This is a genomic window from Arthrobacter sp. APC 3897, from assembly GCF_030407495.1.
Classification (GTDB): domain Bacteria; phylum Actinomycetota; class Actinomycetes; order Actinomycetales; family Micrococcaceae; genus Arthrobacter_B.
In genome coordinates this window covers 21,880-43,567 of record NZ_JASDDG010000006.1, presented here as the reverse complement: position 1 = coordinate 43,567, position 21,688 = coordinate 21,880, and the positions used below count along the sequence as shown (strand labels likewise).

General features: G+C 65.0%; 19 protein-coding genes. 10 read left to right on the top strand and 9 right to left on the bottom strand.

The window, feature by feature from the left end; all coding sequences use genetic code 11:
* Positions 1-52 precede the first annotated feature (52 nt).
* The 6 genes from QMA10_RS04610 (at position 53) to QMA10_RS04585 (ending at position 8,450) form a co-directional block, all read left to right on the top strand.
* Complete coding sequence (locus tag QMA10_RS04610; RefSeq protein ID WP_290166538.1) at positions 53-808, top strand: ABC transporter ATP-binding protein; 756 nt, start codon at positions 53-55, stop codon at positions 806-808.
* A gap of 2 nt (positions 809-810) precedes the next feature.
* Complete coding sequence (locus QMA10_RS04605; RefSeq protein ID WP_290166537.1) at positions 811-3,300, top strand: ABC transporter permease; 2,490 nt, start codon at positions 811-813, stop codon at positions 3,298-3,300.
* A 224-nt stretch (positions 3,301-3,524) separates the two neighbouring features.
* A complete protein-coding gene (locus QMA10_RS04600) occupies positions 3,525-4,925 on the top strand; it encodes an MDR family MFS transporter (protein ID WP_290166631.1) in 1,401 nt (466 codons plus the stop codon).
* A gap of 211 nt (positions 4,926-5,136) precedes the next feature.
* Complete coding sequence (locus tag QMA10_RS04595; RefSeq protein WP_290166535.1) at positions 5,137-5,469, top strand: Lsr2 family protein; 333 nt, start codon at positions 5,137-5,139, stop codon at positions 5,467-5,469.
* 377 nt (positions 5,470-5,846) lie between these two features.
* Positions 5,847-7,085 carry a cobalamin-independent methionine synthase II family protein gene (locus tag QMA10_RS04590; RefSeq protein ID WP_290166534.1) on the top strand — a complete coding sequence of 413 codons (1,239 nt, stop codon included), beginning with the start codon at positions 5,847-5,849 and terminating at the stop codon, positions 7,083-7,085.
* A gap of 84 nt (positions 7,086-7,169) precedes the next feature.
* Positions 7,170-8,450, top strand: coding sequence for an acyl-CoA dehydrogenase family protein (locus QMA10_RS04585; protein ID WP_290166532.1), 1,281 nt, complete (start codon positions 7,170-7,172; stop codon positions 8,448-8,450).
* Between the two features lie 320 nt (positions 8,451-8,770).
* On the opposite strand, the gene QMA10_RS04580 is transcribed toward QMA10_RS04585, so the two are convergent.
* Both QMA10_RS04580 and QMA10_RS04575 read right to left on the bottom strand, forming a co-directional pair.
* On the bottom strand, positions 8,771-9,352 hold the full coding sequence (locus QMA10_RS04580; protein WP_290166531.1) for a TetR family transcriptional regulator: 582 nt from the start codon (positions 9,350-9,352) through the stop codon (positions 8,771-8,773).
* A 120-nt stretch (positions 9,353-9,472) separates the two neighbouring features.
* On the bottom strand, positions 9,473-10,294 hold the full coding sequence (locus QMA10_RS04575; protein ID WP_290166529.1) for an SMP-30/gluconolactonase/LRE family protein: 822 nt from the start codon (positions 10,292-10,294) through the stop codon (positions 9,473-9,475).
* Between the two features lie 190 nt (positions 10,295-10,484).
* Here QMA10_RS04575 and QMA10_RS04570 point away from each other — a divergent pair, with 190 nt between their 5' ends.
* A complete protein-coding gene (locus tag QMA10_RS04570; protein WP_290166528.1) occupies positions 10,485-12,077 on the top strand; it encodes an ABC-F family ATP-binding cassette domain-containing protein in 1,593 nt (530 codons plus the stop codon).
* 49 nt (positions 12,078-12,126) lie between these two features.
* Here the strand turns inward: QMA10_RS04570 and QMA10_RS04565 are convergent, their stop codons facing one another.
* The 7 genes from QMA10_RS04565 to QMA10_RS04535 are packed head-to-tail and all read right to left on the bottom strand — an operon-like array spanning position 12,127 to position 18,749.
* Positions 12,127-13,248 (bottom strand): acyl-CoA dehydrogenase family protein, encoded by a 1,122-nt coding sequence (locus QMA10_RS04565; RefSeq protein ID WP_290166526.1) that lies wholly within the window; start codon positions 13,246-13,248, stop codon positions 12,127-12,129.
* Entirely contained in the window at positions 13,229-14,446 is a 1,218-nt protein-coding gene (locus QMA10_RS04560) for an acyl-CoA dehydrogenase family protein (protein WP_290166524.1), read from the bottom strand. Before QMA10_RS04560 ends, QMA10_RS04565 begins: the two co-directional genes overlap by 20 nt.
* 17 nt (positions 14,447-14,463) lie before the next feature.
* Positions 14,464-15,642 (bottom strand): lipid-transfer protein, encoded by a 1,179-nt coding sequence (locus QMA10_RS04555; RefSeq protein WP_290166523.1) that lies wholly within the window; start codon positions 15,640-15,642, stop codon positions 14,464-14,466.
* Positions 15,639-16,046: a MaoC/PaaZ C-terminal domain-containing protein gene (locus QMA10_RS04550; protein WP_290166522.1), complete on the bottom strand. Its 408-nt coding sequence runs from the start codon at positions 16,044-16,046 to the stop codon at positions 15,639-15,641. The genes QMA10_RS04555 and QMA10_RS04550 overlap by 4 nt, the downstream gene beginning before the upstream one ends.
* On the bottom strand, positions 16,043-16,492 hold the full coding sequence (locus QMA10_RS04545; RefSeq protein WP_290166520.1) for a zinc ribbon domain-containing protein: 450 nt from the start codon (positions 16,490-16,492) through the stop codon (positions 16,043-16,045). The genes QMA10_RS04550 and QMA10_RS04545 overlap by 4 nt, the downstream gene beginning before the upstream one ends.
* Complete coding sequence (locus QMA10_RS04540; RefSeq protein ID WP_290166518.1) at positions 16,489-17,049, bottom strand: MaoC family dehydratase N-terminal domain-containing protein; 561 nt, start codon at positions 17,047-17,049, stop codon at positions 16,489-16,491. Before QMA10_RS04540 ends, QMA10_RS04545 begins: the two co-directional genes overlap by 4 nt.
* Positions 17,046-18,749 carry an AMP-binding protein gene (locus QMA10_RS04535; RefSeq protein ID WP_290166517.1) on the bottom strand — a complete coding sequence of 568 codons (1,704 nt, stop codon included), beginning with the start codon at positions 18,747-18,749 and terminating at the stop codon, positions 17,046-17,048. The genes QMA10_RS04540 and QMA10_RS04535 overlap by 4 nt, the downstream gene beginning before the upstream one ends.
* Before the next feature lie 188 nt (positions 18,750-18,937).
* Between QMA10_RS04535 and QMA10_RS04530 the strand changes: the two genes are divergently transcribed.
* From QMA10_RS04530 to QMA10_RS04520, 3 genes are read left to right on the top strand one after another with little or no spacing between them, the layout of a single operon-like run.
* A complete protein-coding gene (locus tag QMA10_RS04530; protein WP_290166516.1) occupies positions 18,938-19,675 on the top strand; it encodes a helix-turn-helix domain-containing protein in 738 nt (245 codons plus the stop codon).
* Between the two features lie 47 nt (positions 19,676-19,722).
* Positions 19,723-20,481 (top strand): hypothetical protein, encoded by a 759-nt coding sequence (locus QMA10_RS04525; protein ID WP_290166515.1) that lies wholly within the window; start codon positions 19,723-19,725, stop codon positions 20,479-20,481.
* Complete coding sequence (locus tag QMA10_RS04520) at positions 20,478-21,593, top strand: MBL fold metallo-hydrolase (protein WP_290166513.1); 1,116 nt, start codon at positions 20,478-20,480, stop codon at positions 21,591-21,593. The genes QMA10_RS04525 and QMA10_RS04520 overlap by 4 nt, the downstream gene beginning before the upstream one ends.
* The last annotated feature ends 95 nt before the right edge of the window (positions 21,594-21,688 follow it).

The following is a 21,688-nucleotide window of genomic DNA, read 5'->3' as shown; positions in this document are numbered from 1 at the left end:
ACAGCGAATAACGGCGGCAACCGGCCGCCGGACCGAGCGAAGGACAATGCCCGTGTATACCGATACCAGTGACGCCCCGGAACCGATTGCCCTGCGGCTGGAGGCGGTGTCCAAGAGCTACCGCACCGGAACTGCCCGCGTTCCGGCCCTTCGGGAGGTTTCCCTGTCTGTGCCGGCCGGAACCTTTACCGCTGTCATGGGGCCCTCCGGTTCCGGCAAGAGCACGCTTCTGCAGTGCGCGGCCGGCCTGGACACCCCGGACAGCGGCCGGGTGCTGCTGGGATCCACCGACCTGTCGCGCCTGCGCAGGAGGACCCTGCCGGCTTTCCGCCGCGACCACGTAGGGTTTGTCTTCCAGTCCTATAACCTGCTGCCCCAGCTCTCCGTTGCCCGCAACGTGATCCTGCCGCTGCTGCTGGGAGGGCGCAGTGTGGAACAGGACTGGCTTCAGTACGTCCTGGAAGCTGTGGGACTGACCGGTCTGGAGGAACGGAAGCCGCAGGAACTGTCCGGCGGACAGCAGCAGCGGGCGGCAATTGCACGGGCCCTGATCACGCGGCCCGACGCCGTCTTCGCGGACGAGCCCACCGGTGCCCTGGATTCCGCCGCCGCCCGGCAGGTCCTGGACCTGCTGCGGCACACGGTGACCGATCTTGGGCAGACCGTGGTCATGGTGACCCATGATCCGGCGGCGGCCTGTTCGGCGGACAACGTCCTGTTCCTCGCCGACGGTCAGCTGGACGGAAGCATGGCCAACGCCAGCGTCCGGGACATTACCGAGCGTGTGGCCTACCTGGGGGAGCGGTGAACATGTTTGCTCTTGCCCTGTCATCCATCAGGCACAACCGCGGCGGCTTTGCGGGTGTCTTCATTGCCGTGTTCCTGTGCGCCGGCCTTATCACCGCCATGGGGGTCCTGATCGAATCGGGACTGCGCGGCGGCACCGCGCCCCAGCGCCTGGCCGGTGCCCACGTCGTCATCGGAGCTCCGCAGGCCATGCCCGTGCCCGAAGACCTTGCCGTGCCCTTTCACGAGCGCGTGCTGCTCGCGAAGGACAAAGTGGCCGACATTGCTTCGGTGCCCGGGGTGGAACAGGCGGTGGGGAACGTGAGCATCCCGCTGGCTACCGCAGGGGGGCAGCGTATCGAGGCCGCCGCATGGGAATCGGCGGTGCTGGCACCCTACACGCTGCTCTCCGGCCGCACTCCGCAGGCAGCGGACGAGGTGGTGCTGGACGGTTCCTTCGGGATAAGTCCGGGTTCCAGCATCGAGCTCTCCCATGGGGGAGAACCGGCCCGGTACACGGTCACCGGAATTGCTGCTGCCGGCGGGAGTTCTGCGGACAGGGGAGATGTCTCCGGCGAACCCGCCGTTTTCCTCAGTTCCTCCGGGACCGATACCCTGTGGACGCACGCCGGCGCCGTCACTACGGTGGGGGTGATCGCGGAACCGGGCACTGACCCGCGGAAACTGGCAGCCGCCATCGAAGCGGAAGTGGACGGAGTTGTCGGGTACACGGGAGACCGCCGCGCAGATGCGGAGGCCGCGGGCGGCGCCGCCGGGCGGTCCATGTTGCTGCTGCTCAGCGCCTCCCTGGCCGGGACTGCGGTCATGACGGCGGTCTTTGTCACGGCGGGCACCCTGTCGCTGTCCATCATGTCGCGCCGCCGGGAGTTCGCACTCCTGCGTGCGGTGGGCGCCGGTACCAGGCAGACGCTGGGGATCATTCTGCGCGAAGTGACACTTGTGGCCGGAGTTGCCGGTTTCCTGGGCGCACTGCCCGGATTCTGGCTGGCACGGCTGCTGGCACGGCAGTTTGTATCCGGCGGGATTATCCCCGCAGACTTTGCCCTGGCCTACAGCCCGCTCCCGGCGCTCGCAGCCATAGTGCTGGGCATGGCCGCCGCAGCCGGAGCGTCGCTCACCGCTGCCCGGGGCGCCGTCCGGGCAACCCCCGCCGCGGCCCTGCGTGACGCGGTCACCGAAAACCACGTGCTGGGCCGCAGGCGGACCGTCGCCGGACTGGTCCTGCTGGGAACCGGACTGGGCGCAGCGCTCACCCCGCTGGCTGTTCCCGGACCGGCGGGGCTGACGGCGGCCGCGTCAAGTGCCCTGCTGCTGATTATCGGGGCGGGAGTCCTGGGTCCCCGGATAGTGACCGGTGTCCTTGACGCGGTACGGCCGCTGCTGCGCCGCAGCACGTCCGCTTCCATGGTTCTGGCCGAGGCCGGCACTGCTGCCTTTCCCCGAAGGCTGGCCGCAGGCATGGTTCCGCTGGCGCTGGCGGTGGCTCTGGGATCGGTCCAACTGTTCACGGCACCCACGGTGGAGGCCGAAGCAGCGCAGCAGTCCCGTGATTCAGTCACTGCCGACTACCTGGTCTCCGCGCCCGCCGGGATCTCCGCTGATGTTGCCGCACGAATTGCGGAAATACCCGGCGTGGACGCGGCAACCCCCGTAGCCCGGTCCGCGGTTCTCGCGCAGACCACCTTCCTGGGGATGGAAGACACAGTGGAGACCTATATGATTTCCGGCGTGGGCGCAGAGCACCTGTCCTCAACGCTGGATCCAGGCGCCGGCGAAGGTTCATTGGAACGGCTGGCAGAGCCCGGCACCGTAGCGCTCAGTAAGGAGCTGGCCCGGTCAGCCGGCACCGGGGTGGGAGGAAAATTCTCCTTTCACTACGGGGACGGCACCGAGGCATCCGCCGTCGTTGTGGCAACCTACGAACGGGGGCTGGGGTTCGGTGACCTCGCCGTTGGCAACGGAACCCTGCGGGAACACACCACCTCGGGACTTAACGACTACGTGCTCATCTCCGCGGACACCGGTGCGGACAGCGAACTGGTTGCCGCCGTGGAAGAGCTGGGGCTGACGGTGCTGGACCGTGACGCCCTGGGCGCCGCCGGTGCCGCGGAACGCAGCGCGCAGTCATGGATTTCAGTAGTTGGACTGCTGGTCCTGCTGGGATATGTTGGCCTGTCCGTGGTCAACAGTCTGGTCATGGCAACGGCCCGCCGCCGCCCGGAACTCATGCTGCTGCGTGCGCTGGGCGCCACGGACCGGCAGCTGCGCAGGATGACGGGCGTTGAGGCGGCACTGATGGTGGCCACGGCAGTAATGCTGGGAATCCTGCTTTCCCTGCCCCCGCTGCTCGGCATAGCCTTCAGCGTTTCCGGGCAGCCTGTTCCCACCGTTGTTCCGGGCACTTTCTTCGCTCTGGCAGGGACGACGGCGGCACTGGGCCTGGGCTCCGTCGCCGCTGCCACACGTGTTGCCCTGCGGCCGGTGCGGGAATAAACCGGCCGCGGCGCAGGTTGCGTCCGTTTGCGGGTCCCGTGCGGGGCCCGCATAAGATTGCACCCCGGGCCAGGCCCGTTTTAAACGCCAAACTCCGTGAACAGGACTCCACCCTCTTGAGCATTGACTCGTCTTCCGTCGCCACATCCGCGCCGCCGTCGTCCGCCGAAGCGAAAGGCCGCAGGCCGGCCAATCCCGACGCCCTGGACACGCGCACCAAGACCGTGATCGGGTTGCTGCTCGTCTCGTCCTTCGTGGTCATCCTGAATGAAACCATCATGAGCGTTGCACTTCCGCGCCTGATGGCTGATTTGAATATCACCGCCGGCACCGCCCAGTGGCTGACCACCGGGTTCATGCTGACCATGGCCGTGGTAATCCCCGCCACAGGTTTCCTGCTCCAGCGGTTTTCCATGCGCGGTCTCTTTATGACCGCCATGTCGCTCTTCAGTGCCGGGACACTGCTGGCGGCGCTGGCACCGGGTTTCGGCACCCTGCTTGGCGGCCGCATTATCCAAGCCGGCGGAACCGCCATCATGCTGCCGCTGCTGATGACCACCGTGCTGAATGCCGTTCCGGCCCACCGCCGCGGACGCATGATGGGCACCATTTCGATAGTCATCGCCGTCGCCCCCGCCATTGGCCCCACCGTTTCCGGCATCATCCTCAATGCCCTGGACTGGCGCTGGATGTTCTGGCTGGTCCTGCCGATCGCCGTGCTCTCCCTGGTGGTGGGTGCGCTCAAGGTGCAAAACCTGACCGAACCCAAGAAGGTTCCCTTTGACGTGTTGTCGATCGTGCTGTCCACCGTGGCCTTCGGCGGGTTGATCTTTGGCCTGAGCAGCATCGGCGAAGCCGCCCAGGGCGAGGCCCTGATGCCGCTGTGGATTCCCCTGACCGCCGGGGCCCTGGCCATGGCCGGATTTGTCTTCCGCCAGCTGGCGCTCCAGCGCACCGACAGCGCACTCATGGACCTCCGCACTTTCGCCAGCAAGCCCTTTGTTGTCGCCATTGTCCTGGTCCTGGTGAGCATGATGGCACTGTTCGGCTGCCTGATCGTCCTTCCGCTCTATTTGCAGAATGTCCTGGGCCTCAGCACTTTGAACACCGGGCTGCTGCTCCTGCCCGGAGGCGCCGTCATGGCCATCCTTTCCCCCATTGTCGGAGGACTGTTCGACAAGTTCGGTCCCCGTCCGCTGGTGATCCCCGGCGCGCTGGTACTCAGCGGTGCGCTGTGGGGCATGACCACGCTGGACGAAAACAGCCCGGTACCTCTGGTCATCGTGCTCCACTGCCTGCTCAACACCGGCCTGGGCTTCATCTTCACGCCGCTGTTTACCTCGGCCCTGGGCTCCCTGGACAAGTCCCTTTACTCCCACGGCAGCGCGATCATCAACACCCTTCAGCAGCTGGCCGGTGCCGCCGGCACAGCAGTCTTCATCACTCTGATGACCGCCGGAACCGCTGCTGCGGTCAACGACGGCGCTGCGGGCATTCCGGCCGCCGCAGCCGGTGTGCACACAGCATTCTTCTGGGGTGCAGTGATTTCGCTGGTAGCCCTGGCCGCCTCCTTCTTTGTACGCCGGCCCACCAATGAACTGCCCGACGGCGTGAGCGTCCACTAAACGCCCGTGCCGCGGATGCCGTTGCGCAAAGGTTGGAGGGAATCCGTTTTGCGGATACTCAGACCGATTCGCCGGCAGTAGTGAAACGACTGCGAAGAATTACTTGTGCAGGCTGAAAGCGAAATGTGCCCGGCAGCCTATTCCAGAGAGGCCGACTGACTAAACTGATTGACAGGGGTGGTTCAGAATTAGCGGAAAAGAGAGAAATCACGTGGCTCAGAAAACCCAAGTGCTGTTGATTGATGACCTAACCGGCGAAGACGCGCAGGAAACGGTGAAAGTTGGCCTGGACGGGGCGCAATATGAAATTGACCTGACGTCGGAGCACGCTGCTGAGCTTCGGGAAAAGCTGAGCCCCTATATCTCCAGCGGGCGCCGGCTTCGGGGCGGTTCCAGCGGGCGCAGCGCCCGGCGCGAGAGTGCCCCGCGCAGCGACAACAGCCGAATGATTCGCGAATGGGCTATTGCAAACGGCTACAAACCCAGCGCCCGCGGCCGTATCAGCCAGGAAATCCGGGACGCGTACAACGCGGCCCAAAGCTGAACTGTCCGGATAGTTTCCGCCGGCCGTCCCGGAAGGGACCTCGGATCATGTATGCAGATCCGAGGTCACTGCTGCGGGCTCCGGCGGCGGTCTGTCCGGATGTCTTTTCCCTGCAACATTCCGCCATATGTCGGCTTCCAGGCGTCATATAACGTTCCACTGGGTTTTGTCCGGCCGCACGTGCATGCTGGGACGTGAGCCCCTCCGCACGGCACCCGGCACCCGCCGGGGAGGGGGCGCCCCGCGCGCTGCCAGTGGATATAGCCTTACCCACACCATCCAGAGCAGCTGAGAGACCTGCCTCCGCGACGCTGCAGCTTCCCCCGGACTTCCGTTCCGGAAAGGTGCTAACGGCAGGAACGATGGAAGGAAACCTCATGACGCATGACCACATTCCCGCCACCCACGCCGGCTCCCTGCCCCGGACGCCGGAACTGATAGCCGCCAATGCCGCACGGACTTTTGCGGCCGACGGATTCACCCTGGAACGGAACACCGCATTCGACGGTTTGCTTACCGGAGCCGTCATCGATCTGGTGCAGCGGCAAAAGGATCTGGGCATCACCATTCCGGGCGACGGCGAATACGGCAAGGCAATGTCCAGCCCGGTGGATTACGGGGCGTGGTGGACCTACAGCTTCCAGCGCACCGCAGGTCTGGAACTCACCGAGTTCAATCCCATCACCGCCGGCCCGGTGCGCAGCGAACCCGGGAACGTCCGGCTGACGTCATTCGCTGACCGGAGGGACTGGACCAGATTTGCCGCCGCTTATTCGGATCCGGAAAGCGGAATTCAGCTGGGCCGGAACGCCACCTCGTTTCCCGCGGCTACCGGACCCATCAGCTATACCGGCCATGCTGCCCTGGCCGGCGACATTGACAATCTCAAATCAGGATTGGCAGCAGCGGATCTGCCCACCGGCTTTATCACGGCCCTGTCGCCCGGATCGGCCAGCCGCATCGGCAATGACTACTACGGCAGCGAAGAAGAATTCATCTTTGCGTGGGCCGACGTCCTTCGGGAGGAATACAAGGCCATCGTCGATGCCGGTCTCGTGGTGCAGATTGATGATCCCTCCATTGCCGAGAACTGGGATCAAATCAATCCGGAGCCGAGCGTGGAGGATTACCTTCGCTTCACCGAAATCCGCGTCGAGGCTCTGAACTATGCGCTCCGCGGGCTGCCGGAGGAACAGATCCGTTTCCACGTGTGCTGGGGCTCCTGGCACGGACCGCACACCACCGACATCGAGTTCAGCGCCATTGTGGACCTGGTCCTGCGGATCAATGCCGGCGCCTACTCCTTTGAAGCAGCCAATGCCCGGCACGAGCACGAGTGGACCATCTGGCGTGACAGGCAGCTGCCGGAGGGCAAGGTCCTGATTCCCGGGGTCGTTTCCCACGCCACCAACGTGGTGGAGCATCCGGAACTGGTGGCGCAGCGCATTGAGCGCTTCGCCGGGCTCGTGGGGAGGGAGAACGTCATTGCCGGAACCGACTGCGGCCTGGGCGGGCGGATCCACCCGGATATTGCCGCAGCGAAACTCGAGTCGCTGGGCCGGGGAGCTCAGCTTGCCGGTCAGCGCCTGTTCGCCGGGGCGTCTCTGAACAGGTAGTGCGGCACTCTTGACGGCGTCCGGGACCGTGGACATACTCGGTTACTAAATGATCGTTTAGTAACCGAGTAGGCCGGAGCCGACATGACCGCAGGAATTGCAAACCCATCGGAACTCACTAACCCGGGCGATGTGGCAGGAGCCCCGGGGGCCGCCGGGTTCAGTTTTGATCCGACCGCGGTCCGGGACGTCGACAGCGACCTGTATCTGTTGGACAACCTCCTCGATGAGCAGGCCAGGGATGTCCAGCGCCGGGTGCGTGCCTTTGTGGATGAGGATCTTCTGCCGGTCATCAATGACTACTGGGAGCGTGCCGAGGTTCCGTACGAGTTGATTCCGAAACTCGCTGCCCTGAATATTGCCGGCGGAACCATCCAGGGTTACGGGTGCCCCGGACTGACCCGGCTGGCGGCATCCACGGCTGCTGCTGAGCTGGCCCGCGGGGACGGATCCATCAACACGTTTTTCGGCGTGCACTCCGGCCTGGCCATGGGCAGCATCGATATGCTGGGCTCCGAGGAACAGAAACAGCGCTGGCTGCCCCCCATGGCCAGGTTTGAAAAAATCGGCGCCTTTGCGCTGACCGAGCCGGAGCACGGTTCAGATTCCGTGTCGCTGGAGACCTCTGCGCGTCGCGAGGGAGACGAATACGTCCTCAACGGCAGCAAGCGGTGGATCGGCAACGCAAGCTTCGCCGACGTCGTCATCATCTACGCCCGTGATGAAGCCGACGGTGCGGTGAAGGCCTTCGTGATGGAAAAGGATGCGGACGGCAACCATCCGGCCGGATACAACGCCAAGGTGATCACCGGCAAAATGGGCAAGCGCGCCGTACTGCAGCCGAATATCACCATCGATAACCTGCGGATTCCCGCAGCAAACCGGTTGGAGAACTGCAACTCGTTCAAAGATGTCAACAAGGTGCTGGCGGCCACCCGCGGGGGAGTGGCGTGGGAGGCGCTTGGGCACGCGGTTGCGGCGTACGAGATTGCCGTGGCGTACGCCAGGACCCGGGTGCAGTTCGGAAAGGAAATTGGCCGGTTCCAGCTGGTACAGAACAAACTGGCGAACATGCTGGCACAAGTGACCGCGATCAAATTGACGTGTTTCCGCCTCAACGAGCTGGCCGATGAAGGCACCATGACCAGCCCCATGGCCTCCATGGCCAAGATGTTTGCTGCACGCCAGGGCCGGTGGGTCTGCTCGGAGGCACGGGACATTATGGGCGGCAACGGACTGCTCCTGGAAAACCATGTTGCCCGGCACCTCACGGACATGGAGGTGGTCTTCACCTATGAGGGCACCGACAGCATGCAGTCCCTGATTCTTGGCCGGCACATCACGGGCTTCTCGGCGTTCGCATGACCGGAAGCCCGTGCAGGAGGGGAGCACCGGAAGCAGAGTGCCGGAAGCAGAGTAGCGGGCGGCTCGTAGTGCGAACGCAGTAGCGGGAGGGTACGGAAAAGGAGGGCGGCGCATCAGCGCCGCCCTCCTTTTTGCGCGGTTACTTCGGGAAGCTGTTGTATCCACTCCTATCCAGTCATATAAAATTATCTGGATATAGCCAAGAATCGCCGCGGCACATATAAAATCACCTCACTGGCGCACTTCCACACACCCATCACAACTCTCCATGACGGGGAGGGGTCAGCCGGGGGCAGGAATCAAAACGGGGTATGCATCCCTCAGCGGTGATCTGCTCCGAGCAGCCGCAGAGCCATAAGAGAGTGATGCTCACCGATTTCCGCCGCACTGAGCCGTCCGTCGCCGCGGTACCAGCGGGCAACGTCGATGCACAGGGACAGCAGAGTCACCACTGCCATGTTCGCGTCCGGAACGTTAAACACACCCTGTTTCAGGCCGTCGTCGACGATGGACCGGAATTCTTCCTCCACCTGATGGCGCATCTGGAGGACTTCGGCCAGGTGCTCGCCGCTCAGCGCCGGCAGTTCGAAGTTCACTACCCGTGAGCTGGTGTGGTTGGCCGCCTGCCACTCCACCAGGTTCCGCACCAGGGCGGCCATCCGGTCCGCCGGGCTGTCGTCCTTGAACTTACCTGTACTGGACCGCACCAGATCCAGGGTTTTTTCATGTCCCACCTTGGAGATGCAGTAGAGCAGATCTTCCTTGGACTTGTGGTGTACATAAACCGCTCCGGGGGTCACTCCGGCGCCGGAGGCGATGTCCCGTGTGGTGGTGCCGTGAAAACCTTTTGCAGCGAAGGCAGCAGTGGCGGAGGAGAGCAGCCGTTGTGCTGTATCAGTCATGGCCGTTGTTCCGTATTCTGCAGGCGGGAAATGTTACTGAATGAGCGATCAGCAACCAGCGTAACAGCGGCCGGTTGAAGACCCGGCGGCCGTCTCACCCCAAAGATATCCCGCCCGCGCCTACTTCACTCTGAGCCCCATAACTCGGCCGGTGTGTTCGGCAGCCGGATCCATGACGTCAGGCCACTGCGCCGTCAGCATGAACAGCAGCCCGCCGTCCTCGCCGCCGGCAGCGCAGGAGAAGCAGCCCTGGTCAAGCCGGACCGTTTCAAGCACCGAGCCGCCCTGTGCCACCCGGACACAGCGTTCCCCGGGGACCTCGGCAAACCAGATCCCGCCGGTGCCGTCCCAGCAGATCCCGTCCGGGGCGCCGCCGGCAAGATCAGCCCACAGCGAGCCTGCTCCCAGGGTTCCGTCGTCCCGGATAGGAAAAGCGGTCAGCCGCCCGCCGTTGGATTCGGCCACCACCAGCGTGCTGCCGTCCCCGCTCACCAGCATGCCGTTGGGGAAGGCCAGGCCGCCGGCAACCTGTTCCGCGGAGCCGTCCGGCCGGATGAGGGCAATGGGTCCGTTGGGAACGGCCTGCCCGGAATAGTCGTAGCCGATGCCGTTGACATAGATGTTGCCCGAGGGATGGACCGCTATTTCATTCCACGGGTGCCCGGAGATTCCGTGCAGATCCGCCAGGGGGACCAGCCCGGCGTGCGGCACCTCCAGCAGGACGGCTGCATCACTGCCGGAGACCACCGCCATCCGCCCGTCCGGCAGCCAGTCAAAGCAGATCGGCATTGACGGCACGCCGGCAACCCGCCGAACGTTCCCAGCCGCGTCGAGAGCGGAAATGGTGCCCGCCAGCCAGTCGGCAAACCACAGTTCCTGGCCGTGCCAGCGTGCCGATTCGCCCATTCCCAGGCCGGACACAAGGGCTGTCGCGTCGGACATCGAGCACCTCTCTTCATCGGTAAAGGTGAATCTGCCATGGAATGTACAGTATGGCGCTGCGGCCGCGCTCCGAACAGGGACGGCCGCAGCAGATAGGATGAGTGGCTGGTCAACGGGTGCAATACCCGCCGCGCGGCCCATCCGTCCGCCGGCACCGTTCACCAGTTCCCACCCCGAGAGGAAATCCCGAATGAGCCTGATCAGGCTGCAGGACGTCAACGTTGGCTTCGATAAGACACAGATCCTGCGTGAAGCGTTTTTCCGGCTGGAGCCGAAGGACCGGGTGGGGCTGATCGGCAAAAACGGTTCGGGTAAATCCACTCTGCTGAAACTGATTCTGGAGCAGGTTCAGCCGGACTCCGGCACGGTCAGCGTGGAGCCGGGACTGAAAATTGGCTACTTCTCCCAGTTCTCCGAGCTCAACGGTGAATCCACCATCACCGAGGTGCTTGACGCATTGTTCGTGGAGATCAAAGCCGCTGAAGCCGAGCTTGCCTCCATTGACGAGGCGATTGCCGCGGATCCCGAACCCAAGGCACTGGATAAGCTGATCCGCCGGCAGTCGGAACTGTTCGAAACCATGGACCGGCTGGACGGCTGGGATTATCCGCGCCGGATCGACGCGGCACTGACCACCCTCGGGTTCAGCGCGGCGCACCGCACCTGCCCCATCGATGCCCTCTCCGGCGGCTGGCGCAACCGTGCCGCCCTGGCCAAGATTCTGCTGCAGGCACCGGACGTGCTGCTGCTGGATGAACCCACCAACTACCTTGATGTTGCCGGCGTGGAGTGGCTGGAAGGCTGGTTCCGCGATTTCCGCGGCGCCGCCGTCGTCGTCTCCCACGACCGCAAGTTCCTGGACGCCGTGGTGACCCGCATTATTGAGGTGGAGAACTACCACCTGCACGAATATCCCGGTAATTTCGGCGAGTACGTTATCCAAAAACAGTTCCGGCTCAAGGCGCTGCAGACCCAGTTTGTCCATGAGTCCGAGTTGCTGGCTTTCGAAGCCGAGGGCATTTCCGACCGGCGCGAGGCGGCGAAAGCCGGCAGCGACGGCCTGGGCGGCAGGCTGGCGAAAATCAAGAAAGCCCGCGCTCCGCGCCCCGTGGACCAGATCATCACGGAAATCTACGGCGGTCTGCACGTCAAGGACAACCTGTTCCGGGTGGAGTCCGTGGGCAAGTCCTACGGTGACAGGACGCTGTTCCAGGACCTGAGTTTCGAAATCCGGCGCGGGGACCGGCTGGTGGTCCTCGGTTCCAACGGCAGCGGGAAAACGACGCTGCTGCGTGTATTGACGGGCGAAGAGAAAGCCGACGCCGGCAAGGTTGTCTGGGCCAACGGCGCGAAAATGGTCTCCTACAACCAGGTGCTGGCGGAGCTCGACGACGGTGACACCGTCACCCATTCGGTGAACGCCATGCCGGACAGCCTCGCTCTGACCGCCACGAAGAAATCCGTCAACCGGTTCCTGACCATGTTCCAGTTCTCCGAGGCGGACCTGAAGCAGAAGATCGGCAACCTCTCCGGCGGGCAGAAGGCGCGGGTGGCCATGGCCCAGTGCCTGCTCTCCGGCGCCTCGGTGCTGCTGCTCGATGAGCCCACCAACCACCTGGACCTCTCCAGCACCCAGGTGATGGAGCGGGCGCTGCTGCACTTCCCGGGAGCCGTGGTGGTGGTCAGCCACGACAGGTTCTTCACCGACAAGATCGCCAACCGCCATCTGGTATTCGGGGCCGGCGGCGCCCGGCCCGGCGAGATCGACCTGCGGGTCGCCTAAGCCTCCGGCCGGCGCCTGTCAGGGCAGCCGGCCGGAGGCTTTCGGAGTGTTACGCCGGGGTTCCGATCATCGGTACGGTTTCCAGCATTGATCCGAGTTCGGACATCAGAGCCGGAGCGCTGCCCAGCGAGTATGCGTTCTGCCGGCCCCACAGGAAGTAGCGGTGGATTTGGTAATCGATGTCCGCGCCCATGCCGCCGTGCAGATGCTGGGTTGCCAGCACAACGCGAAGGCCGCCGTGTGCTGCCCACCAGGAGGCAACGAGTGATGCGGATTCCGCGCCGTCGCCTCCCTGGTCAACGAGCCAGGCGGCCCGGCGGGTGGTGAGCTTGATGCGCTCGGCATCAAGATGTGCATCGGCGGCGCGGGCCGAGACAGCCTGGTTGGCCGAAAGCGGACGGTCGAACTGGATGCGCTCGGACGTGTAGGCCGCGGTGATGGCGATGGCTTCTTCACAGACTCCCGCCTGGACTGCTGCCAGCGCGATGCGTCCGAGCATGCGTGCCTGCTGCACCGGCATGGATCCGCCGGTGAGCACTTCGTCATCTTCCACGCGCACCGCGTCCAGCACCACGCCGGCCGCCGCGCCGTGGCTTGTCAGCGACACCGCCTCGCGGCTGACCCCTTCCCGGTCCACCGGCAGGATGACGGCGATCACGCCGTCGTCGGTCTTCACCGGAACGAGCAGGGCAGCCGCGTTGCCGGCACCCGGGACCGCCAGCAGGGTGCCGGAGATCCGCCACCCGCTGCCGTCGCGTTCGCCGCGCACGGCATTGTCGCCGTCAACGGCCGCGTCAATGGCTCCGGCAATGAGGAGTGATCCGTCAAGGAACCCGGGCAGCCAGCGGTCCCGCTGCGCGTCCGTTCCCCAGCAGGAGATCGGGAGTGCGGCCATGGCGACGGCGGCAGCGAAGGGAACCGGGGCAACCCGCCGGCCCTGCTGCTCCAGCACTGCTACCAGCCCGAGCACGCCCAGACCGGAACCGCCGTGTTCTTCGGGCAGGGCCAGCCCCAGGATTCCCGTGTCCGCGAGGGCTTTCCACAGTGCCTCGTCGTGCCCGCCTTCTTCGCGCTCGACGTCCCTCACCCGCGTGGTGGCGGCCATCTGTGTGAAGACTTCCTCTGCCAGCTGGGCTGCTTCGCGCAGATCCTCATCGAGTTCGAACTGCATGTGCCTCTTCCTTCTTCTCTTGGCGGCGGACCGCCACGGTCATTCCCAGTGACTTGGCGGCAACAAGATCCCGCAGGACCTCGTTGCTGCCGCCACCGAAGGTATTGTTCTGCGCACGGCGGGCCAGTGTCTCAACCCGCCCGCTGATGGCTGCACCGCGGGATCCCGGACGCAGCAGGCCTGCCACACCCAGCACGTCCTGCAGCTTGCCGTACACCTCCACTACCGTTTCCGTTCCGATCACCTTCGCTGCGGCTGCGTCTCCGCCGGCCAGCGTGCCGCCCGCGACATCTGCCACCAGGCGAAGGTTCACCAGTTCGGCAGCGGAGAGCAAGGCGTAGACCTCGGCGAGTGTGGAGCGCACCCAGGGCAGGTCCAGGACGTGTCCCTCGCCGTACGGTTCGGTGCGGGCCCAGTCCAGGACCTGACTGAACAGCTCGTTGGCGATCCCGCCCCGTGCTGCCAGGGCAACACGCTCATGGTTGAGCTGGTTGGTGATCATCCGCCAGCCGCCGTTGAGTTCGCCGACGACGTTGCTCAGGGGTACCCGGACATCTTCGTAGTAGGTGGCGGCGGTGCTGATGCCTCCCACGGTGTGGATTTCGGTGGCGGAGAATCCGGGGGCGGTGGTGGGCACCATGACCACCGAAATGCCCTTGTGACGCGGTGCATCAGGGTCGGTGCGCACAGCGAGCCAGATCCAGTCAGCGAAGATAGCGGCACTGGTGTAGAGCTTGTTGCCGTTGATGACCAGTTCATCGCCTTCGATCCGCGCCGTGGTGCGCAGCGAGGCGAGGTCGGTACCGGCACCGGGCTCCGAGTAGCCGATGGCGAACATCAGCTCACCGGCCAGGATCGGCGGGAGGAAGAATTCCTTTTGTTCCCGGGTACCGTGTTTCATCAGGGCGGGAGCCACCGTGTTCAGGCTGACCAGGGACAGGGGGGCGTTGGCCCGGATCACTTCGTCATAGAACACGAATTGTGCTTCGGGGTCCTCGCCCCGCCCGCCGTATTCCGTGGGCCAGCCCAGGCCGAGCCAGCCGTCGGCGCCCATCTGCTTCAGGATCCGTGAGAAGGTCGGGCCGCCTTCGGTCTGTTCCACGAGGTCACGGGCGTCGTCGGCGCTGATGATCCTGGCGAAGTAGGCGCGCAGCTCCGCGCGCAGCTGCTTCGATTCAGGTGAAAGATCTGGATTCATTGTCACTCCTGGGGGCTTCAGTGGTCGGTAGCAAGGATGAGGGCGCTGTGCGGCACGGGTGAACCGCCGGTGACCAGCACATTCGCGAGATTCTTGGGCGGCTGGTTGACCGAGGTGCCGCGGATCAGGCGTACGCCCTCGGCGATGCCGTTCACTCCGTGCAGGTACCCCTCGCCGAGCTGGCCGCCGTGGGTGTTGATGGGCAGCGAACCGGTGAGTTCCAGCTGGCCGTCGGCAATCATGTCCTTGGCTTCGCCGCGCTTGCAGAATCCGTATTCTTCGAGCTGCAGCAGGACCATGGGGGTGAACGCGTCATACAGGATGGCGGCGTCAATACCTTCCTGGCCGTGGCCGGCCTGCTGCCACAGCTGCCGTGCCACCAGTTCGACTTCGGGCATTTCGTCGATATTGTCCCGGTAATAGCTGCTCATGGAGATCTGCTGCGGACCTACGCCCTGCGCGGCGGCGGTGATGATGGCCGGGGGATGCGGAAGGTCGCGGGCGCGTTCGGCACTGACGATCACCAGCGCCTGCCCGCCGTCGGTCTCCTGGCAGCAGTCCAGCAGCCGCAGCGGGTCCGCGATCATCCGGGAAGCCTGGTGGTCCTCCAGGGTGATGGGACGGTTGTGGAACCAGGCCAGCGGATTGTTCGCCGCATGTTTGCGGGACAGCACGGAGATCTGCCCGAAGTCAGCGCTGGTGGCGCCGTACTCCTGCATGTAGCGCCGGGCGAGGAATGCCTCCTGCGCCGCAGGGGTGAGCAGCCCGTACGGGTTGATCCAGTTGCGGTATTCCTGGTCCGTGGTGGTGGCGTAGGCAAACTGCGGGGGACCGGAACCGAAACGGTGTCCGGAACGCTCGTTGAAGGCGCGGTAAACGACGACGACGTCCGCAACCCCGCTGGCTACTGCCATGGCCGCCTGCTGGACGGGCGCGCAGGCGCCTCCGCCGCCGTGCGGGATGCGGCTGAAGAACTTGAGCTCGGGGATCCCCAGTGCCCGGGCCACGGCAATCTCGGGATTGTTTTCCATGGAGAACAGGGAGAAGCCGTCAACTTCCTCAACCGGGATCTGCGCATCGGCGAGCGCGGCCAGCACTGCCTCGCAGGCGAGGCGCCATTCACTGCGTCCGGAATCCTTGGAGAATTCGGTGGCGCCGATCCCGGCTATTGCTGCCTTTCCCGAGAAGCCGCTCATGCCGCAGCCTCCTGCCGGGTCAGGTTCACTGTTGCCGTGACGTGGATGCCGCGGGCATGCGACCCGGTGACTTTCACTGTGGTCCCTGCGTCATCCGCGGCAACGGTCTCTCCGGTCAGGTGCAGGACGTCTCCGGGGTGCAGCGGCATTCCCAGACGCAGGGAGACCGAGCGCAGCCGCGCAGCCGGTCCGGCCCAGTCCGTGACGTAGCGTCCCACAACGCCGTTGGTGGTGTTGATGCTGATGAAGATGTCCGGTGTTCCCCGGTTGATGGCCGCATCCGGATCGTGGTGCACATCTTCGAAGTCCTGCGAAGCGATGGCCCCGGCAACGATGAAGGCGCGGTCGATCGGGACGTCCAGCACCGGAAGCGGTTCTCCCGGCGTGAATCCGTTGCTGCTCATGACACTCCTTGCTGAGTAACGTCTGTTTCCCCGTGTCCGGACCGGAGCCTCAGGCGGGGGAGGATCTCGCCGTGGGCGTGTTCGGCGAAGTAGACCTCCACCGGACAGCCGACGGCGAGCGCATCGTGGTCGGTGGGCTCAAAGTCCGCCACCAGCCGGGTGCCGGTATCCAGGTCCACGAGCCCCACCAGGAGCGGGTAGGTGAAGGCCGGATCCCGGGGGTGGTGCACCACGGTCCAGCTGTGGAGGGTTCCCTGCCGTGAGGACTCAACCGAGTCCCAGTCAAAGGACCGGCAGTGGGGACAGCTGGGCGCGGGCGGATGGCGCAGCGTTTCGCAGTCAGTGCACCGCTGCACGAGCAGGCGGCCCTCCGCAGCGCCGTCGAACCAGAAGACGTTGTCATGCGTCCGCACCAGGTGCGGAACAACAGTGCCGGGGATGGTCATGAGTCCTCCTTGGGCCGAAACCGCAGCAGCGTGAACTTTTCGGTGGCGATGGTGTTCTGTTCGGCGTCCACATACCGTTTGCCCAGGACGAGGAAGAACCCCTCGCCGAGCCCGGTCTTCTTGGGGCCGGCGATGGAGTCGATGGTGATGTGGCAGCTGACCTGCGTTCCCATGGTCAGTTCACGCTCGTAGTCCTGCTCCATCTGCGTGGCCACCACCGAGGTGTAACCGGCCTGGTCCAGCAGGGACAGCAGTTCGGCGTACGGGGTCGCTTCAACCACGCCCTCAGCCCGGGCGCGCTGCACGTCGCGCCAGCGGCGGTAGCCGGACATCACCCAGGTGGAGACCATGGCCGGGGGAGCAATGATGCCGGTGCGGCCGGTCTCCCGGGCCGCTGCCTCGTCGACATAGACCGGGTTCCGGTCATCCAGGGCCTCGGCCCAGTTGCGGATCATAGCCTCCGAGACTCCGTAACGGGCCACCCGGGGAGGCTCTGCCACGGTTCCCGCGAACCGCTGAAGATCCTCGGCGCTCAGTACATGCTGGGCAGTTGTCATCGGGTACCAGCTCCTGCAGTTTCTACAAGGGCCGCAGATGCTGCCGGCAGGGAATTGATGCGCCCCGCAGCGATGAATTGATTGCGCAGGGCTTCGCGGTCTGCATCCTCCATGCGGAGATACGCGCTGCTGCGGCTTCGGGCCCACCAGACGTTCCCGGCTTCCCAGGCCACCCTGCGCAGCGGAGCCTTGTCGATTTTGGCGTTGGCAGTGGTCGGTGCCTGGTCGACCACCCGGATAAACGCGGGACGCCATTTGGTGCCGAGGTCCGGCTGGGCATCGAGGAAGGCCGCCATATCAGCGGGATCGAATTCGGCACCCGGATGGAGCACCAGGGTGCACATGAGCTGATCGCCCGTTAGCGGGTCAGGCACGGCATAGGCATGAACCCCCGAGACCGCCGGGTGGCGCGAGATAATGCGTTCAACGGGAGCGGTGCCGAAGTTCTCGCCGTCCACCCGCAGCCAGTCCGAGGTTCGGCCGCCGAAGTAGAAGTAGCCCTCCTCATCGCGGTACCCGAGGTCCCCGGTCCAGAAGTCCTCTCCGCCGAACCGAAGGCGTTCAGCCATTGCCTCGGGATTGTTGTAATAACCCTCAAAGCGCGGGCCTGCCCCCACCACAACAATCTCCCCGATGGCTTCCTCGGCGTTGAGGAGACGTCCGGTCTCGTCGAACCTTGCCCGGGGGCACTCCGCGCCGTCGGCCGAGCGGATCTCCACTGTCATGCCGGCGGCGGGCAGGCCCAGGGCGCCGGCAGGGGTGCCCGGTACGGGAACGATGCGGATGATGCCCTCGCTTGATCCAAAGCCTTCACGGACCTCGCAGCCGAACCGCCTGCGGAAGCTCTCCGCTTCGGCCGGAGATGCCTCGGAGCCAAACACTGCTTCTAGGCAGTTGTCGGCGTCGGCCGGATCTTCCGGCTGGGCGAGAATGTAACTCAGGACGCGCCCAACGTAGTTTACGAACGTCACTTTGTGCTCGCGGATGTCACGGGCGAAACGGCTGGCAGAGAACTTGCGCACCATGACCACTGTTGCCCCGGCTTCGGCGGCGGTGGCCAGGTTCATCATGATGCCGTGGCCGTGGAACAGCGGCAGGTGCAGGTAGCTGACAGACCCGCGGTGCAGTGAAATGCGCTCCGTGAGGCTGGGGGTTACTGTGCCCAGGCGGCCCTGGGTGCAGATGACGGCTTTGGGGGCACCGGTGGATCCGGAGCTGAACAGCAGCAGGTAGAGCGAGGTTGCATCCGGCAGTTCTCCGGGCAGGGGAGCTCCGGCATGGGATTCGAGCAGCCGGGCGTAATCACCGGACTCCACGTCGAAGATGCGCTCTGCAGGCACCGGCAGTTCGGGGCAGTCATCGGCTGCCAAGTAGAGCGGCTCGCTGATCAGGAGATCGCAGTCCGCGTGCTGCATGTCATGCGTGAGCTCGGCACCGCGCCGTGTCGGGTTGATGCCAACAATCACGTCGCCGCTCAGTGCTGCCGCCAGAAGCCAGAAAACATAGTCGGGGGTGTTCTGCAGCAGAACCCCCACATGGACCTGACTGCGTCCGATGCCCGGCTCAATGGTCCCGAGGATCGCGGCCCGGGTGGACGCCTCATCGATGACCTGGGCCCAGCTCCAGCTCCGCCCCTCGAAGCGAAGGCCCTCATGCTCGTCCTGCGCGCGGCTTCTCACCACTTCTGCGTACGTTCGCACGGCATCCTTTCCTGTTGTCTCTACACGTTTCGCTTCACGCTAGGCGAAGTTTCCGCGCGCTTGGTTCCGGTCCCACTGGGTGGAATCAGCCCCGCGCTGCCCGGTCCTGAATGTGTTTTGCTTGGCGTAACCGGGCCGGCACAAATGCCGGGCCGTGACAGGCCTGATGACGGGAGCGGGAGGAAGGGATGGCAGGCGCAGTGCGCACAGGGGTGCTGGAGCGGATCACGCTCATCATGGACTGCCTCAGCGAGGCGCCCGGCTATTTGTTGCTGGAGGATGTTGCCGGCATTACCGGGCTGCCGCGGTCAACGGCGTTCCGCCTGCTCAGCCAGCTGACCGACCGTGCCTGGGTGCAGCATGATGCCGAGGGCTATGTGCTGGGACCGCGGCTGTCCTACCGGGGCCTTTCCTCTGATTTCGAAGGCCTGCGGGCTGCCGCGCGTCCGGAGCTCATTGATCTGGCTGCGGCCACGGGGATGGTCGCTCACCTGGGCATCCTGCGCGGCGGTTTTATTGATTACGTAGACAGGACCGGGGCCGAAGGCCAGGCAGGAGTGAGTACCCGGATCGGAACCCGGATTTATGCTCCGGAGTCCGCCTCCGGCATGGCGATTCTCTCCTGGCTGGACGCTGCGCAGGTGGATTCCGTCATCGCCGGGGCAGGGGTGGAACGTGCTTCCGGACGCAGTGAACTGAACCGCCGGCTCAGTTCGGTCCGGCGGCGCCAGGGCATTGCTTTCCAGGACGGCAGTACCCGCCCAAGCGGCGTGAGCTCCGTGGGCGCCGCTATTTTGGGAGACGAGGGACCCGTCGGAGCAATCTCCCTGGCCCGCAGGGGAAGCATCCCCGTGCAGTCAGTCAGTCCCCTCCTGCTGCGTGCCGCTGATTCGACAGCAGCCGCGTTCCGCGCCGGGCACTGCTAGCCTTGCCAAACAAATGTTAGCTAGATGAGGTAGCCATGCTTGCCGACTTGGCATTTTTTTCCTTCGTTGAACTCACGGATCCCGGATCCCACGCTGCCTACAACCGCTGGCATCAGCTGGACCACCGGCCGGAGAACCTCGCGCTGCCCGGAGTTGCCTGGGGCGACAGGTGGGCGCGGGTTCACCGTGATCAGGCCGCCCCGGCGCAGGATTCCGGCTTGGCGGCCACGGATTACGTGGCCATGTACTGGTTCCGGCCGCCCGTCCAGGAAAGCGTGGCCGCGTGGGACGCCCTCGGTGAAGCTTCCTTTCAGTGGGGACGCGGTCCCATCATCCCCGGTGTGCGGCGACCGCTGCTGGCATTCTTCCGTCCGGTGAAGGGCTACGCGGCGCCGCGGGTGCTGGTTGGCCCCGATGTGCTGCCTTACCGCCCCAACCGAGGTCTGCACATCACCCTGACCCGTTACGCCGAGCCGCACGGCCGGCAAACACATGACAGCTTCGCGTGGGAGGACACTACGCTGATACCGCATCTGCTGGAGGTAGACGGGGTGGCTGGAGCCTGGACCTTTTCCTTTAGCCACCCGCAGCGGCACAGCTCATTGCCGTTCGGCGGCGTGGTGGAGGAGCCGCCAGGAGGGCTGCGCATCCGGATGCTCTATCTTGACGGGGATCCGGAGCCAACCGGAGCAGCGATTGAGGAAACGGAACGCCGGATCAGTTCCGATTCCGCGGCCCCCGCCGGTGCCGGCGAGGTGCTGTTCTCCTCACCCCTGCGCTCCATTGTTCCGTGGACTGACTGGTGAACGCCGCGCGGGGCAAGATGGAAGCTGCCCGGATCCACCCCACGAGCGCAGGTCAGCTGGCAGCACTGCGGGCCCGGGAACTACCGCCGCCGGAACGGGTGGCCCCGAATGTGTGGGCCATCGCGTCGCCAATCCCCGACGGCGGCGTCAGATACACCCTCAGCTATGTTCTGCTTTCCGGCGACTCATCCTTCCATCTGCTGGACCCGGGCTGGGACTCGGCGGAGAACCTTGACGCCCTGCGCGGCAACCTGCGGACAATCGGAGTTTCGCTGGACGGGCTGTCGACGATCATCGCCACTCATCACCATCCGGACCATCTTGGAATCGCGGGGACGCTTCGGGACATCACCGGGGCAAAGGTGGTGCTGTCCCGAGCTGAGCGGGCTGTCCTGACCCATCAGCTGGGTCCCTGGCGCCGGGACCTGGAGGCGTATGACCGCGTTCTTGACGGTTGGGGCGTACCCGCCGGACGACGTGCCGAGCTTCGAGCTTCCTTCGGCCGGGCGCCGCTGTTCGCGGACATTGAACCAGATCTTCTCCTTGAGGACGGAGACGTTCTGGAGCTTGACGGCCACTGCCTGACGGCCCTCTCCACTCCCGGCCATACCGGCGGACACCTGTGTTTCGTGGACCGTGAACGGCGCGTGGTCTACGGCGGCGACCATGTTCTGCCGCAGATCTATTCCGGCGTTGGCCTGGGCGTCCTGCCCGGCGCCGAGCCGCTCCCCGACTTTCTGGCCTCACTGCAGCTGATGCGCCGCTATGAGGAGTATGAGGTCCTGCCCGGGCACGAGTACCGGTTTCGGGGCCTGGCGGCACGGGTGGATGCCATCGCCGCGCATCATCTGCGGCGTACCCGCACCGTTGCGGCACTGGGTGCGGAGATGGGAAACGCGCCCGTCTGGGATTATGCGCAGCGTCTGCGCTGGACACCCAGCCGGGACCGGCTCGAGGGTTTCTACCTGAACTCTGCCCTGCGCCAGACCGAAATGCACCTGAACCTGGCACGAAGCGGGCTCCTGGAGGTACTTCTGGCCCGGCATGAAGGCCTAGCCGGCCAGACACTTCCGCAGAACATCGGGAATCCGGATGGGTCGCTGATCGGGTGAAACCGTGACAAGCCAATTGGATGCCCGTGCCACGAGCGTCTCATCGGCGCGGCGCCACATTTCAAAGTCGAAGCGCACCGAGGACGTTCCCATCT